Below are 14,553 nucleotides of genomic sequence, written 5' to 3'. Positions count from 1 at the left end.
ACTATGAGCTCTGTTGAATCAGCCATTTACCTGATGGTCATCGCGTATCCCATGGTTTTCGTAGTCATGGGCATCTTTGTGGCATTGACCTACTTGCTGAATAAAGCATTCCCGTATAAAGGGGAATAAAGGAGAGGGGCGGAAGGGATATTTCCTGTCCGTCCCTTTTGCGTTATAATAAGTAATGTGATAATAATTCTCTATTAGGAGGTATGACATGAAAGAAACATACAGCAGAACCAAGTCCGTATGGCAGCGCATGGACGAAACCGAACGCAAAGCCGTCATGGACTATGGCGAAAAGTACAAAGCATTCCTTGATACAGCCAGAACAGAAAGACTGGCAGCCAAAGAAATCATCCGTCAGGCGGAAGCAAAAGGCTTCAAACCTGTCTATGATATGAAATCCCTGAAAGCAGGCGACAAAGTATACTGGAACCAGAAGGACAAGTCCGTCATCCTGGCCGTCATCGGTGAAGAACCGGTTCATGAAGGCATCAAGATCGTCGGCTCCCACATCGACTCCCCGCGTCTGGACCTCAAGGCAAACCCGGTCCATGAACAGGAAGGCGTCGTATACTTCCGCACCCATTACTACGGCGGCATCAAGAAATACCAGTGGACCTGCATTCCGCTCGCTCTGATCGGCGTCGTATACACCAAGGACGGCAGAAAAGTGGAAATCAATATCGGCCTCAAAGACAGCGACCCGGTATTCTACATTTCCGACCTCCTCATCCATATGGCACAGGACCAGATGAAGAAATCCCTCGCAGAAGGCATCACAGGCGAACAGCTCCAGCCAATCATCGCTACCAACTCCGATGAAAACCAGAAGCCGAAGGAAGCTCTCATGAAGATGTTCAAGGACACCTACGGCATCGAAGAAGAAGACTTCGCAGCTGCTGAACTCGAACTCGTACCGGCTGAAAAGAGCCGTGACGTAGGCTTTGACCGTTCCCTCATCGCATCCTATGGACAGGACGACAGAGTCTGCTCCTATGCAAACCTGGAAGCCATCCTCGATGCAAAGCCGGGCGTCAAGACACAGGCCGCTCTCCTGACAGACAAGGAAGAAATCGGATCCTACGGCAACACCGGCATGGAATCCTCCTACTTCGTCAAATTCGTCATGAAGCTCCTCTCCCTCCAGGGACAGAACACCATCCTTGATTTCTATGAAACCATGGAAAACAGTGAAATGCTCTCCGCAGACGTCAACTCCTGCCTGGATCCGATGTTCCCGGAAGTATCCGAAAAAGACAACGCATCCTTCCTTGGCTACGGCATTAACCTGACCAAGTACGGCGGATCCCGCGGCAAAGCAGGCAGCAACGATGCCAATGCTGAATTCCTCCAGAAGATCCGCACCATTTTCAACGAAGCAGGCGTATGCTGGCAGATCGGTGAACTTGGCAAAGTAGACCAGGGCGGCGGCGGAACGATCGCATTCATGATGGCAGACTGGGGCGCTGAAGTCGTAGACTGCGGCACAGCCATGCTCTCCATGCACGCACCGTACGACCTCCTCTCCAAGGCCGACGCTTACGAAACTTACCTCGCTTACAAAGCATTCTTCGAAAGCAAGTAATTGATAAGAGAAATATAAAGAAGGGCTGTGGCAAAATGTGTAATCATTTTGCTGCAGTCCTTTTGTATTGGAATATACGACTAGAAAATGAATCTGACATAGATATACAAGCACCATCTGAGAACCTAAGAGGATGGCTTGCCTTTTTAGAAACTGCACGTAATGAACCCCTTTCGTCGCCTAACGGCGCCACTTTCCCCTGACGGGGACAGCTAAACCTCGCTTCGCTCGAGAAAACAAAGATGCTGACTCCAGGATTTTTTCACATCCCTTTTTTATGCCCTAAATGCGCCATTTCTTTCTGGCAGCAGTTCATTTTTTGATGGTGTATGAAATCACGCATTTTCTCCATTTCCTTGCTTCCTGTATAGTCCGTATCCTTCTTATGTAAGAAAAATATATATGAAAGGACGGTTTTTCTTTTCCGCTTTTCCGTTCCGTGGTATACTTTCAATAATCAATACTTTCGATAAAGAGTTTATCGATGGAGAATAGGAGCATGGGAGGTACTTATGGAAAAAGAAAGGAAAGAAGTCCGCATCGAAGACGCGATGGCGGAGAAGGAGGCCCTGGACAAGAAGTCCCAGGAAATCCTTGAGGAAAAGGACGCGGATTCGCGTCTTCGCGTTTACAAGGGGCCGCTCGGGAAGGCGATCATCGTTCTTCTCTGCGTATGGACCGCATTCCAGCTTTACTTCACGACGATCGGGGCGATCAGCGCAGTGAACCTTCGCGCGATCCACACGATTTTCCTGCTCGTCTTTACATTCCTTCTCTTCCCGACGTTCAAGTCGGAGACAAGGAAACGGAAGCTTCCGCCGGTATGGGATATCGCATTCATTCTGGGATCGGTCGGCTCCTTCGGCTATCTGATCCTGAACTTTACGCGCATTGCCCAGACGGGCGGGCGCATCAGCAATCTGGAAATCGGTATTGCACTCGTCGGCATCGTCTGCGTCTTCGAAGCAGCGCGCCGCGCATCAGGAAATCTGGCCATCCTGGCCGCTCTTTTCCTGGCTTACAACTGGTTCGGTGCCTACCTTCCGGGATACCTCGGTCATAACGGTTTTACTTTGAAGCGTGTCCTCATCACCCAGTTCTGGGGGACAGAGGGCGTCCTTGGCACCGGCGTCGGTGTTTCTGCGACGTACATTTTCCTCTTCGTTGTCTTCGGCGCGTTCCTGAAGCACAGCGGATTTTCCAAGTTCATCAATGATTTCTCTCTGACCCTTGTTGGTCAGACATCCGGCGGCCCGGCGAAGGTGGCTGTCATTGCATCCGGCCTCATGGGCATGATCAATGGTTCAGCGATAGCGAATGTCGCAACGACCGGTACGATTACGATTCCGCTCATGAAGAGGACGGGCTACAAGAAGGAATTTGCGGGTGCAGTCGAAGCCGTCGCATCGACGGGCGGCCAGTTTACGCCTCCAATCATGGGCGCTGTCGGCTTTGTCATGGCAGAATTCCTGAACCTGTCTTACACCTATGTAGCGCTTGCTGCAGTGACGCCTGCGCTTCTCTACTACATCGGCCTTCTTCTTGCTGTCCACTTCGAGGCAAAGCGTCTCGGCCTTTCCGGCATTGCCAAGGAAAATATCCCGGACGTGAAGATCGTCCTCAAGGAGCAGGGGCACCTGGTCCTTCCGCTCATCAGCTTGATCGGCCTCATGTTTGCAGGCTTCACACCGCTCTATGCCGCCGTCATTTCCATCTTCGTCACAATCGGTGCCAGCTGGCTCCGCAAGGATACGAGAATGACGCCGGACAAGATTCTGGCGGCTGTCGTCGAAGGCTCGCAGAGCGCGATTTCCGTCGGTGTCTGCTGCGTCATCATCGGCGTCATCATTGGTACTGTCACCCTGACCTCGATGGGGCTCAACATGGGCTACCTCATCCTGTCCATCGTTCATAACAATAACCTTTACCTCGCAGGCTTCCTCGTCATGATCATGTCCGCCATCCTCGGCATGGGCGTTCCAGGCGTTGCAGCCTACGTCATCGTGCAGGCCGTCGCTGTTCCTGTCCTCATCAAGGCAGGGGCCATGCCTCTCATCGCGCACCTTTTCTGCCTGATTTATGCCTGCCTTTCCAATATCACGCCGCCGGTTGCCATGTCCGCATACGTCGCATCCGGCATAGCAGGATCCGACCAGACAAAGACGGGTCTCTGGGCTGTCCGCCTGGGACTTATCGGCTTCATCATCCCGTTCTTCTTCCTGAATAATCCTGTCCTTCTGATCGGCGTCGACAAGACAGCGACCGTATGGGCGACGCTCTGGTGCGTCTTCACCGCTGCTGTCGGCACCTTTGCCCTCGTGGCAGGCCTTGAAGGCTGGATCTTAGGAAGAGCATCGTGGATTGAACGGATTATTCTCATCGCATCCTCGCCGTTCCTGCTCTTCCCGGGGTCTCTCACGGACCTTGCAGGAGCCGTCGGACTCATCGGCGTCATTGCATTCCAGTATTTCCATAAAAAGAGCAAAGAAAATGCAGCTTAGGAATGCGGATTTCTAAAAAGAATAGTATAATGAAACTAATCGATAAAGTCTCCGGCTAAGGAACCCGGAGCATTAGGAGCATAGGAGGAAAAGTAAAATGGGCAAATGGAAAAAGACAATGGCGGCAGCGGCAGCAGCACTCGTTTTGACGGCTGCATTTGCAGGATGCGGAGATGAAAAGAGCAGCGGACAGGCACAGTCGAAACCGGCAGCAGGCCAGACGATCCGCATCAACTTCCCGACCGCAGGTGCATCCGGCGCACTCTATGCCGTAGGCGCAGCCATCACGAATATGTGGAGCCAGAATATCCCCGGCATGCAGGCATCCAGCCAGGCCTCCGCAGGCGGCATCGCGAACCTCAATATGGTCTCTGACGGCGAAGCGCAGGTATCGATTGCGATTTCCAGCAACGTGTACCAGTGTTTGAACGGCACCGACAGCTTTGAAGGCCATGCATACAAGGATTTGAAAGCCATCGGGGGATTGTACCTCAATCCGAACCAGGTCGTCGCCGCAGCCAATACGAATATCAACACACTCGAAGGCTTCAAGGGCAAGAAATTTGCCGTAGCTTCTGCAGGATCTTCCGTCTACAATGAATGCGACGTCCACTTCACGGCGGCCGGCATGAAGTTCCCGGAAGACATCCAGGCGGAATACATCACCTTCACCGACGCAGCCGATATGCTGCAGAACGGATCCATCGACGGCGCATGGATCATGTCCGGCGCACCGGCTTCCGCCGTCACCCAGGCGCTGACAAGCGGCGCTCACCTCGTCCCGATTCCGAATGAGCTCATTGAAAAACTGAAAGCGAAGTACCCATGGTATACCAGCTACACCATCAAGGCAGGCACGTACCCGAACCAGAATGAAGACGTGAATACATCCGCCATCAAGATGGTCATGTTCTGCCGCGGCGATCTGCCGGACGATGTCGTCTACCAGATGACGAAGACACTCTGGGAACACATGGATGAACTCGGCCAGTCCCAGAAGAACCTGAAGGGGCTCACCGCAGCGAATGCTGTCAAGGATATCGCAGGCGTTCCGCTCCATCCGGGCGCTGCGAAGTACTACAAGGAAATCGGCGTACTGCAGTAAAAATAAAATCGAAGGACATGAGAAGGACCGCAAAGGGCTCCCTCATGTCCTTTTCTTTTCTCAAGCTCTTTCCTGTGCTACAATGGGACAAATGGAAGAAAATGGGAGGTACAACATGATTCATAAATTTCATCCGGACAAGAACAGATGGGATGGAGTAGAACCCCATATCTATAAGGAAAACCCGGGCGTATTCCGCGAAGTGACGAAGCAGATCCTTTTTGACAATGAAAATGACCTGCCGGTGCAGTTCCGTTATTTCCAGGTGGAGAAGAACGGCTTCTCGTCTTTGGAGCATCATAAGCACATGCATGCTGTCATGATCTTCAAGGGGAAAGGCCATGTCCTTCTGGGCGATCAGGTCTATGCTGTCGAAGAAGGAGATTTTCTGACGATTGCTCCGTGGCAGTGGCACCAGCTCCGGGCGGACCGCGGAGAAATCCTTGGTTTCCTCTGCCTTGTCAATCACGACAGGGACATCCCGAAGTATCCGACAGAAGAGGATCTGGCGGAGATCAGAAAGAACCCGGAGGCGGCCGCTTTCCTTGACGGGACACTGAAAGACTAGTGTTTTGCGCCTATGCGCCAAAGGTATAGTGAACTATAACATATGGCTATTTTACATATAGTGGATTTGGGATTATAGTAAATGCAGGGGGAAAGCTCCTGCATTTTTAGCGCGCCCAAAAGGCGCAGGGAGTCCCTTTCATTAAAACAAAGATCAATTTTTCATCTGCATTTGGAAGAGGGACCGGGAGACCGGCCGCCAAAGGAGGAAGAATTATGGCAGAAGTAAAACCAGGAACAGGCGGAGATCATTACATTCCGTACGAAGAAAGAACGGGCAATGAATCGATCGTCTATTTCACAAGAGACCTTTCCGCTGAAGGGCTCAAGAAAATTTATGAAAAAATCAGTGCAAACCTGACCGGCAAGATTGCCGTCAAGCTGCACACCGGCGAAAAGCACGGCCCGAACATCCTGCCGCGCCCGTGGGTCAAGGAACTTTTTGAAAAGGAAATCCCGGATGCCACGATCATTGAAACAAACACCTATTATGAAGGCGACCGCTACACGACCGAACAGCACAGGGAAACACTGAAGGTCAATGGCTGGACATTCGCACCGGTCGACATCATCGACGACGAATCCCACGGCACCACGATGCTTCCTGTCAAAGGCGGCAAATGGTTCGACGCTATGTCCGTTGGCAAGGGCCTTCTGGATTATGATTCCTTCCTGGCTCTTACCCATTTCAAGGGCCACACCCAGGGCGGTTTCGGCGGATCCAACAAGAATATCGGCATCGGCTGTGCAGACGGCCGCGTCGGCAAAGCCATGATCCACACCTATGAAGGGCAGGACCAGTGGTCGATCGGCACCGAAGAATTCATGGAAAGAATGACCGAATCCACCAAAGCAACCATCGACCATTTCGGCAAGAAGATCGCTTATATCAATGTCATGAGAAATATGTCCGTATCCTGCGACTGTGAAGGCGTCGCTGCCGCACCGGTTGTAACCCCGAATGTCGGCATCCTTGCATCTCTTGACATCCTCGCTGTCGACCAGGCTTGCGTTGACTGCGTCTATGCCATGAAGGAAGAAGACCATCACGACCTCGTGGAACGCATGGAATCCCGTCATGGCCTGCGCCAGCTGACCTACATGAAGGAACTGGGCATGGGCTTTGACCGCTACGTCCTGATCGACCTCGACAATGGCGAAAAACGCATCGATGCGAAAGAAGCCGTCAAGGACGTCAAACCATTCGTCAATGAATAAGAAGGGATGGCTTTCACAGGCCGGGGACACGATCATCTTTGATATGGACGACACGCTCATCGACTCCGTCGGAGTATGGAATGACGTCGACGCTGCCCTCATCAAAGAGCTCGGAGGCCCCGAAGAGGATCCATCCTTCACGCAGAGGAGAAGGGACGAGCTCCTGACCCGCTTCCGCGCAGACGACGATCCTTACGTTTCCTACTGCGGAGAGCTGGGGAGGATTTACCATTCAGAGAAATCCGGCAGGGACATCATGAAGCGCCGTTATGAAATCGCGCAGGATTTCCTCGTGAACCGCGTCGACTACAAGGAAGGCGCGCCGGAACTCATCAAGAAGCTCGCGTCCCTTGGAAAGACACTCGTCATTTCCACGACGACAAAGCGCGCGAACATGGAAGTCTACCGGACAAAAAATAAGAACATCCGCGAGAAGGCACCCGTCGACAAGTACTTCGCGAAAATCTACACGAGGGAAGATGCCGAACGCATCAAGCCGGATCCGCAGATCCATGAGAAGCTCCTTGCTGAATTGGGAAAGAAACCGGAAGACTGCTTCATCTTCGAAGACTCCCTGATCGGCGTCAGGGCGGCCAAGGCAGCCGGCATTCCCGTCGCTGCGATTTACGACAAGTACTCGGACGGGGAAAGGGAAGAAATCAACGCTCTGGCGGATATGACCTTTGATTCCTTTGCCGATGTCCTCAAAAATATGTAATATCGATAAAAACAGCTTTGACAGGGAATGGCCATAATGATAATATAAGTGACAATGTGTGAGGGAGTAGCAGCCCTTGGGCGAAACAGTCAACATACTGGTCATGGTACCTGGCTGTATTCATAATCGCGAGACTCACGCGTACGGTTTTCGTGCGCGTGGGTCTTTTTTGTTCGTATTGGATAGAGGGATCATTTTGAGCTTTTTGTTTTTTCTGAACAATCTTCTTCTTGGCGCGGGCCTTGCCATGGACGCCTTTTCCGTTTCACTGGCAAACGGTCTGCAGGAACCGTACATGAAAAAGAGGAAGATGACGCTGATCGCCGGGGTCTTTGGATTTTTCCAGTTCGCGATGCCGTTCATCGGCTGGATCTGCGTCAATATGCTCATCGATGTGTTCCAGTTCCTCTGGCCGCTCATCCCGTGGATTTCCCTCATCCTTCTCTGCGCCATCGGCGGCTTCATGATCAAGGACGGATTGACGGGCGAAGAAGAAGCCGTCCATCCGCAGGTCCATATGAAAGCGCTCTTCTTGCAGGGGATTGCGACCTCCATCGACGCCCTTTCCGTCGGCTTTACGATTGCGGAATACGATGTATCCGATGCGCTCCTTGCGAGTCTCATCATCGGCATCGTCACCTTCTTCATCTGCATCGCGGGCCTCATTTTGGGCAAGACATTCGGCATGAAGCTCGCAGACAAGGCCATCATTTTGGGCGGCATCATCCTGATTGCCATCGGTATTGAAATCTTCATCGGCTAGTTTGCCGTAATAATTATTTCATGGTAATATAGTAAAGATTACCGGCAGCAGCCGGCGTTTTAGTGTTGTTATAGAAAGGCTGGGAAGCATGAATATCGAGCGGTTTGGCGTGGAAGAATGGATGGACAGGTACGAATCGGATGCAAAATACAATATCACCGACACCTGCGCCCGTCCCATGACGCTGAAGGAACTCTTTGCCCTTGCAGGAGAAGACAGGGAAGGTTTCGTGGAAGCTCTCTTTGAGAAGGAGCAGTCCTACGGAAGCATTTACGGCCTTGCCTCCCTCAAGGAAGAAATCGCCGGGCTCTATGAGACGATCACCCCGGACGACATCCTTACCCAGCATGGCGCGACCGGCGGAAACCAGCACGTCCTTTTCTCCCTCGTACGTCCCGGAGACAGGGTCGTCGCTTTTTCCCCGAGCTACCAGCAGTTCTACTCGACGCCCCGCGCACTTGGCGCCAACGTCACGGTCCTGAAACTAAGGCGAAGCAACGGATTCCTTCCCGATCTTGACGAACTCAGGAAAGCCGCGGCAAGGGGCCTTCGCCTCATCTGCATCAACAATCCGAACAACCCGACCGGTTCCCTCATCCCAGAAGACATGATGAAGGAAATCGTCGAGATTGTAAGGAGCTCTGGCGCCTACATCCTCTGCGACGAAGTCTATGCCGGCGTTTCCATCGAAGGCGCTGCCTGCCCGTCGATTGCCGACCTTTACGAAAAAGGCATCGCGACAGGCTCCATGTCCAAGGCCTGCTCTCTGGCAGGACTCCGCCTCGGATGGCTGGCGACAAAGAGCCGGGAAGCCCTCCGCCAGTTCAAGCGCGTCAGGGACTATGACCTTGTCAGCTGCGGACTTTTCGACGAGGAAATGGCAGCCCTTGCGCTCCGCCATAAGGAAAAGATCCTTGAGAGGAACCGCGCCATCCTCCGCGAAAACCTTCCCATCCTCGATACATGGGTGAAAGAGGAGCCGCGCACTTCCTACGTCAGGCCGAGAGCCGGCACGATGGCGCTTGTCTATTACGACCTTGACATCGACTCCGACATTTTCAGTCAGAGAATGTTTAAGGAAACCGGCGCATTCGCCGTCCCTGGCACATGCTTCGAAGAAAGAAGAGCCCTCCGCATCGGCTACGGCCATGATGGAGAAGCACTGAAGAAAGGCCTTTCCGTCGTCAGCTCCTTCATGAGGAAGCTGGAAGAAGAAGGAATCTCAGTCATAAAAGAATAACCAATACCCCTTGTCCCGCCACCGGGTTGGACAAGATGGACGAAAGTCCGAAGGTGTTTCAGCAGTTCTCCGTAGGTACGGCACAGCCGGGAGAGAACAGCTGGAGCACCTTTTTTTAATCACAGGAATGGAAAGAGGTATCGTTATGGAATTATTTGCCCTATGGTGGCCGGTCGCACTCGTCGTCGGCGCTGATGTCATTTACCAGGTCTGCGCGAAGAAACTCTCCTCGCACGCCAGCCCCATGGCAGCCCTGGGCGTCACCTATATCGCAAGCGCCGTCGTCTGCGCCGTCCTTTTTGAAATCATGGTGCCGGGAAAGAGCATCTTTGCCGAGCTCCTCCTCGTCCAGCCCGCGGCCATCGTCGTGGGCGCCGCCATTGCAGGCCTTGAAGTCGGTTCCATTTATATGTACAGGGCAGGCTGGCCGATGAACGTGGGATTCATCGTCTACACCGCCTCCATTGTCGTCGTCCTTGCCATCGTCGGGAGCGTCTTCTACGGAGACTCGATGAGCTGGATGCGCCTTGCCGGCATCCTTCTCACTCTGACCGGCATGTTCTGCATCGTGAAATAGGAGGGGACTATGTTAAAATTCTGGTGGCCGATCGGCCTTATCATCTTATCCAGCGTCGGATACCAGGTCGGACTCAAGGAAGTCTCGACCGGTATGGATCCCTTTGTCGCGCTCGTCGTGACCTACCTCGTCGCATCCGCCGTTTCCTTTGCGATTTATTTCATCCAGGGGACAGGGGAAGCAGGATGGAAGAAGGACATCTTCACCATCAATCCGGCGGCTCTTGGCCTTGGCGCCGCCATCGTCGGCATCGAGCTTGGGAATGTCTACATGTACCAGGCAGGCTGGACCGTCAATACCGCCTTCATCGTGTCGAACGGCCTCATCGTCCTCGCCCTCATGGTCATGGGGACTATCCTTTACGGCGAAAAAATCACGCCGAGGAAGATCCTGGGTGTCGTCATTTCCATGGCAGGCATCGCCGCCATCACATTGGGCTGACAAGTATTTCCGTCCGTTGTATAATAAAATAAGAATATCAGTTCGGAGGGAAATATGGACATACTGGAAGGACTCAATGAGAAACAGATCGAAGCCGTCACCACGACAGAAGGCTACGTGCGCGTTATCGCAGGCGCAGGCTCGGGCAAGACACGCGCCCTTGCCAGCCGTTTCGCCTACCTTGTGAACGACCTCGGCATCATGCCCGGGCACATACTCTGCGTCACATTCACGAATAAATCCGCGCGCGAAATGGCCATGCGCATCCACCGCCTGACCGGCGACAACGACACAGGATACGTCAATACATTCCACGGCTTCTGCGTCTCCGTCCTGCAGGAGGACAGCTTTGCCGTTTCCTATCCGAAGAATTTCCTCGTCATCGACAACTCCGACATCGACGAGATGCTTGCCATCATTTATGAGGAAATGGGCCTCACCCTGCGCGACATGCCCTTCAACAAGGCACGCGACATGATCGAAATGAAGAAGTGCGTCTGGGAACCGGAATACTACAAGGACATGATCGCCATGCCGCTTCAGGTCCTTTATGAAAAGTACCATACCGCGACGACCGTCCAGGACATCATTTTCTATGGCTACCTGTACCAGGAAAAGAAATGCTTCGCGCTGGACTACAACGACCTCATCAAATTCACGCTTTACATCTTCGAGGAAAACGAGGAAATCCGCCTCAAGTGGCAGAAGCGCCTCGAATACATCATGCTCGACGAATTCCAGGATATCGACCCGCTCCAGTACAAGCTGATGGAAGCCCTCTGCGGCTACCACAACAACCTCTTCATCGTGGGCGACCCCGACCAGACCATTTACACATGGCGCGGCGCCAATATCCGCTTCCTTCTGGACTTTGACAAGAAATTCCCGAACGTCAAGACCATCCTCATGAATGACAACTACCGCTCAAGCCCTGAAATCCTTGCTGCGGCAAACTCCCTCATCGCCAAGAACAAGAACCGCTTCAATAAGAACCTCATTGCCCACCGCCCAAGCGGCCCGAAGGTCACCTGCTTCATGGAAAAGACAGCGGGCGAGGAAGCCGGCCGCGTGGCAAAGGAAATCATAGAGCTCCATAAGAAGGGCGTCCCGTACAAGGACATCACGCTCCTTTACCGCGCTCACTACGTCACAAGGAACCTTGAGGAAAAGCTCCTCAAGAAGAAAATCCCATACACCATCTACAGCGGCACGCAGTTCTTCGGAAGGATGGAAATCAAGGACGCTCTCTGCTACCTGCGCATGATCGTCAGCCAGGATGACATGGCTTTCCGGAGGATCATCAACAAGCCGAAGAGAAATATCGGGCAGCGCCGCATGGAATTCCTCACGAATTACGCCTCTGAAAACGGCTGCACGCTCTTTGAAGCCCTCAGGAAGAACGTCGAGGAACCCACGCTGAAACGCACAGGCGCCGCTGATTTCATCGAACTCATCGATACCTTCGCCAAGGACAGCGAAGGAAAACCCGTTTCCGAAGTCCTCTCTGCCATCCTTGACGAGAGCGGGTACGAGAAAATGCTCCGCACCGAAGGCAGCCAGGAACGCCTCGACAATCTGGCGGAACTCAAGCAGTCCGTCTTCGAATACGAAACCACCTGCGGCGAAGAGACGAACATCGTCCATTACCTGGAGCACGCCGCCCTCTTCTCAAACATGGACACCGGGGAAGGACAGGACAAAGTGAAGCTTATGACCGTCCATACCGCCAAGGGCCTTGAATTCCCGTACGTCTTCATCTGCGGCATGAACGAAGGCATCTTCCCGTCAAGGAAGACAAGGACCGTGAATGCTATGGAAGAAGAAAGACGCCTCGCCTTCGTCGCCATGACGAGAGCCGAAAAAGCCCTCTACATCACAGAAGCCGGCGGCGCCAACCTCGACGGCTCGCCAAGATACCCGTCAAGATTCATCCTGGACATCGACAGGGACAAGCTTGAATTCGATCCGCCCGTCGATGAACAGCTCATGAAGGAAACCATGGTCTACGTAGGAAGATCGACCGCCTTCCTGCAGGAAGACAAAGATGAAACGACCATGGAAGCAGGCACCCGCGTCCGCCATCCCGTCTTCGGCCCGGGCACCATCGTCGAAGTCGACGGAAGCGCCCATGCCTACCTCATCAAATTCGACAGCATGCCCACCATGCGCCAGATCTCCTTCCACGCAAGACTGTTCAAATTGTAATCTGTAATCAAAAAAAGGCTGCACAGATAACAATTTCCTCACAAAAATAAAAAAAGTATATTTTCGGATAATACACAACCGACATTCCCTGTTTTATAACTAAGACAGGGAATTTTATATTGTTCTAAAGAATGAGGCGAATGGGAATGAAAAACGGGAAGGTTTTCTTAAGGCTGTCAGTGATGGCTCTCCTTTTAGCCTGCGCAGCAGGGACGATAGTACAGGCAGAGGATGTATCCGGCAAAGTGAATGAGGTTTCGGAAGATGCAGAAGAAACGGTCTACGGCGGAAATGCTACGGACGGCAGCGTGGTGCGGATTTGTTAATACAGACAAATAAATATCATAAAAAATCTAATCGTACTTTAATCTTAATCATGCAGCCATTGGAGCTGCGTTGAATACTTCCATTGGAGCTAAAAGATGTAATTTGCGCTGAATGCGTTTGTTGTTGTAGAAGTAGATGTAGCCGTTGATCATGCTTACCACTGCTTTACGGCTGGTGAATTTACGTGTGTAGTAACGTTCGCGCTTCAGCATTCCCCAGAACCCTTCCATCAGACCGTTGTCTGCACAGCAGCCTACACGGGACATGCTGTGAACCAGTCCTGCTTTTTCAACAATCTTATGGAATCCGTTGCTTGTATACTGGAATCCGCGGTCGGTATGAATCATTGGATGTTCTCCAGGATTCTCTTTAAGTGCCTTTTCCATTGTCTCAAAAGCCAGTGCAGTATTGTTCCTGTCGCCGATGACATAAGAGACAATCCGGCGATCATGGCCGTCAATAATCGCGCTTAAATATAACTTGTGCAAAACTCCATCAGCAGTTGTGTACTTGAATTCAGTGACATCCGTCATCCATCTTGCATTGGACACGCCGGCATCAAAGTCACGGTTCAGCAGGTTTTCAAAAATGTACTTTGGATCCTTTGCGTTACGAGTGCAACCATCGGTCTTGTACTTGATCACGGACTTAATATTAAGTATCCGCATGATACGAAGAACCAGACTGTCGCTTACATTTATATTGATGTTGTCATCCTTCTTGATCCAATCGTTAATCCGGCGGTATCCCATATCCGGATATTCCTGATGGGTTTTCATGACCTCCTGTGCGACCTTTTCTCTCAGCAGTTCACGGCCGCTCTTAATATGATTCAGCCATCCGTAATAAGCTGCCCGGGAGACCTTTGAGAGTCGGCAGAGACTTTCTATGGAGATGTTGGTTTCTTCATGGACTTCTTTTATGGCTTTAAAATCTCTGAGAAGGTGAGTAAGGCTGAATCCTTCGAGGAACGCAACCTTTCCTCTATCTCCATCTTTTTTTTTTAGCAGGGCAATCTCTGCTATAAGATCCTTCTGTTCTTCAAGAAGTCTGGCATTCTCCTGACGCAGCTGTTCTTCTTCGGTCCGGGGCGTTTGGAGCCTGATCGGCTTTCCTCTGTAATCCTCAAGACCAACTTCGCCCATTTCCTTGAACTTTTTTACCCATGTGTAGAGCGTTTGGTAGGACATGTTGTACTTCTTGGCTATCTTGTTATAATCGCATCCACTGGCGATGCACTCCTGAACGATTCTGACTCGCTCTTCCTTGACCGATTGCTGGCGTTTGCCCATAAGATCTC

Annotated in this window: 14 protein-coding genes; 13 read left to right on the top strand and 1 reads right to left on the bottom strand. The window is 52.1% G+C overall.

All coding sequences use genetic code 11. From position 1 onward, the window contains the following. Nucleotides 1-3 precede the first annotated feature (3 nt). From OIM03_00070 to OIM03_00010, 13 genes are all read left to right on the top strand, one after another. Complete coding sequence (locus OIM03_00070) at nt 4-129, top strand: OadG-related small transporter subunit (protein HJI72676.1); 126 nt, start codon at nt 4-6, stop codon at nt 127-129. 88 nt (nt 130-217) lie between these two features. Beyond that, entirely contained in the window at nt 218-1,591 is a 1,374-nt protein-coding gene (locus tag OIM03_00065; protein ID HJI72675.1) for an aminopeptidase, read from the top strand. A gap of 512 nt (nt 1,592-2,103) precedes the next feature. Beyond that, a complete protein-coding gene (locus OIM03_00060) occupies nt 2,104-4,092 on the top strand; it encodes a TRAP transporter permease (GenBank protein HJI72674.1) in 1,989 nt (662 codons plus the stop codon). Nucleotides 4,093-4,189: 97 nt separating this feature from the next. After that, nucleotides 4,190-5,197 (top strand): TAXI family TRAP transporter solute-binding subunit, encoded by a 1,008-nt coding sequence (locus OIM03_00055; GenBank protein HJI72673.1) that lies wholly within the window; start codon nt 4,190-4,192, stop codon nt 5,195-5,197. Between the two features lie 115 nt (nt 5,198-5,312). After that, on the top strand, nt 5,313-5,765 hold the full coding sequence (locus OIM03_00050; GenBank protein HJI72672.1) for a cupin domain-containing protein: 453 nt from the start codon (nt 5,313-5,315) through the stop codon (nt 5,763-5,765). Between the two features lie 215 nt (nt 5,766-5,980). Then, nucleotides 5,981-6,982, top strand: a complete 1,002-nt coding sequence (locus tag OIM03_00045) for a DUF362 domain-containing protein (GenBank protein ID HJI72671.1) — start codon at nt 5,981-5,983, stop codon at nt 6,980-6,982. After that, entirely contained in the window at nt 6,975-7,700 is a 726-nt protein-coding gene (locus OIM03_00040) for an HAD family phosphatase (protein ID HJI72670.1), read from the top strand. Before OIM03_00045 ends, OIM03_00040 begins: the two co-directional genes overlap by 8 nt. A gap of 196 nt (nt 7,701-7,896) precedes the next feature. Continuing rightward, the gene (locus tag OIM03_00035; protein HJI72669.1) at nt 7,897-8,463 is read left to right on the top strand and encodes a manganese efflux pump MntP family protein; all 567 of its coding nucleotides are present in this window, start codon (nt 7,897-7,899) and stop codon (nt 8,461-8,463) included. 88 nt (nt 8,464-8,551) lie between these two features. Continuing rightward, nucleotides 8,552-9,703: an aminotransferase gene (locus tag OIM03_00030; protein ID HJI72668.1), complete on the top strand. Its 1,152-nt coding sequence runs from the start codon at nt 8,552-8,554 to the stop codon at nt 9,701-9,703. 145 nt (nt 9,704-9,848) lie between these two features. After that, entirely contained in the window at nt 9,849-10,280 is a 432-nt protein-coding gene (locus tag OIM03_00025; protein HJI72667.1) for a hypothetical protein, read from the top strand. Between the two features lie 9 nt (nt 10,281-10,289). Further along, entirely contained in the window at nt 10,290-10,721 is a 432-nt protein-coding gene (locus OIM03_00020) for an EamA family transporter (GenBank protein HJI72666.1), read from the top strand. Nucleotides 10,722-10,775: 54 nt separating this feature from the next. After that, a complete protein-coding gene (locus tag OIM03_00015; GenBank protein HJI72665.1) occupies nt 10,776-12,926 on the top strand; it encodes a UvrD-helicase domain-containing protein in 2,151 nt (716 codons plus the stop codon). A 146-nt stretch (nt 12,927-13,072) separates the two neighbouring features. Continuing rightward, complete coding sequence (locus OIM03_00010) at nt 13,073-13,252, top strand: hypothetical protein (GenBank protein ID HJI72664.1); 180 nt, start codon at nt 13,073-13,075, stop codon at nt 13,250-13,252. A 48-nt stretch (nt 13,253-13,300) separates the two neighbouring features. Here OIM03_00010 and OIM03_00005 read toward each other — a convergent pair. Beyond that, nucleotides 13,301-14,553, bottom strand: a 1,253-nt coding sequence (locus OIM03_00005) for an IS3 family transposase (protein HJI72663.1), incomplete at its 5' end; no start/stop codon positions are given.

It is taken from the genome of Veillonellaceae bacterium (genome assembly GCA_025992895.1).
Lineage (GTDB): Bacteria > Bacillota > Negativicutes > Veillonellales > Dialisteraceae > Dialister.
The sequence above is the reverse complement of the archived record's forward strand: the minus strand, read 5'-3'. Positions and strand labels throughout refer to the sequence as shown.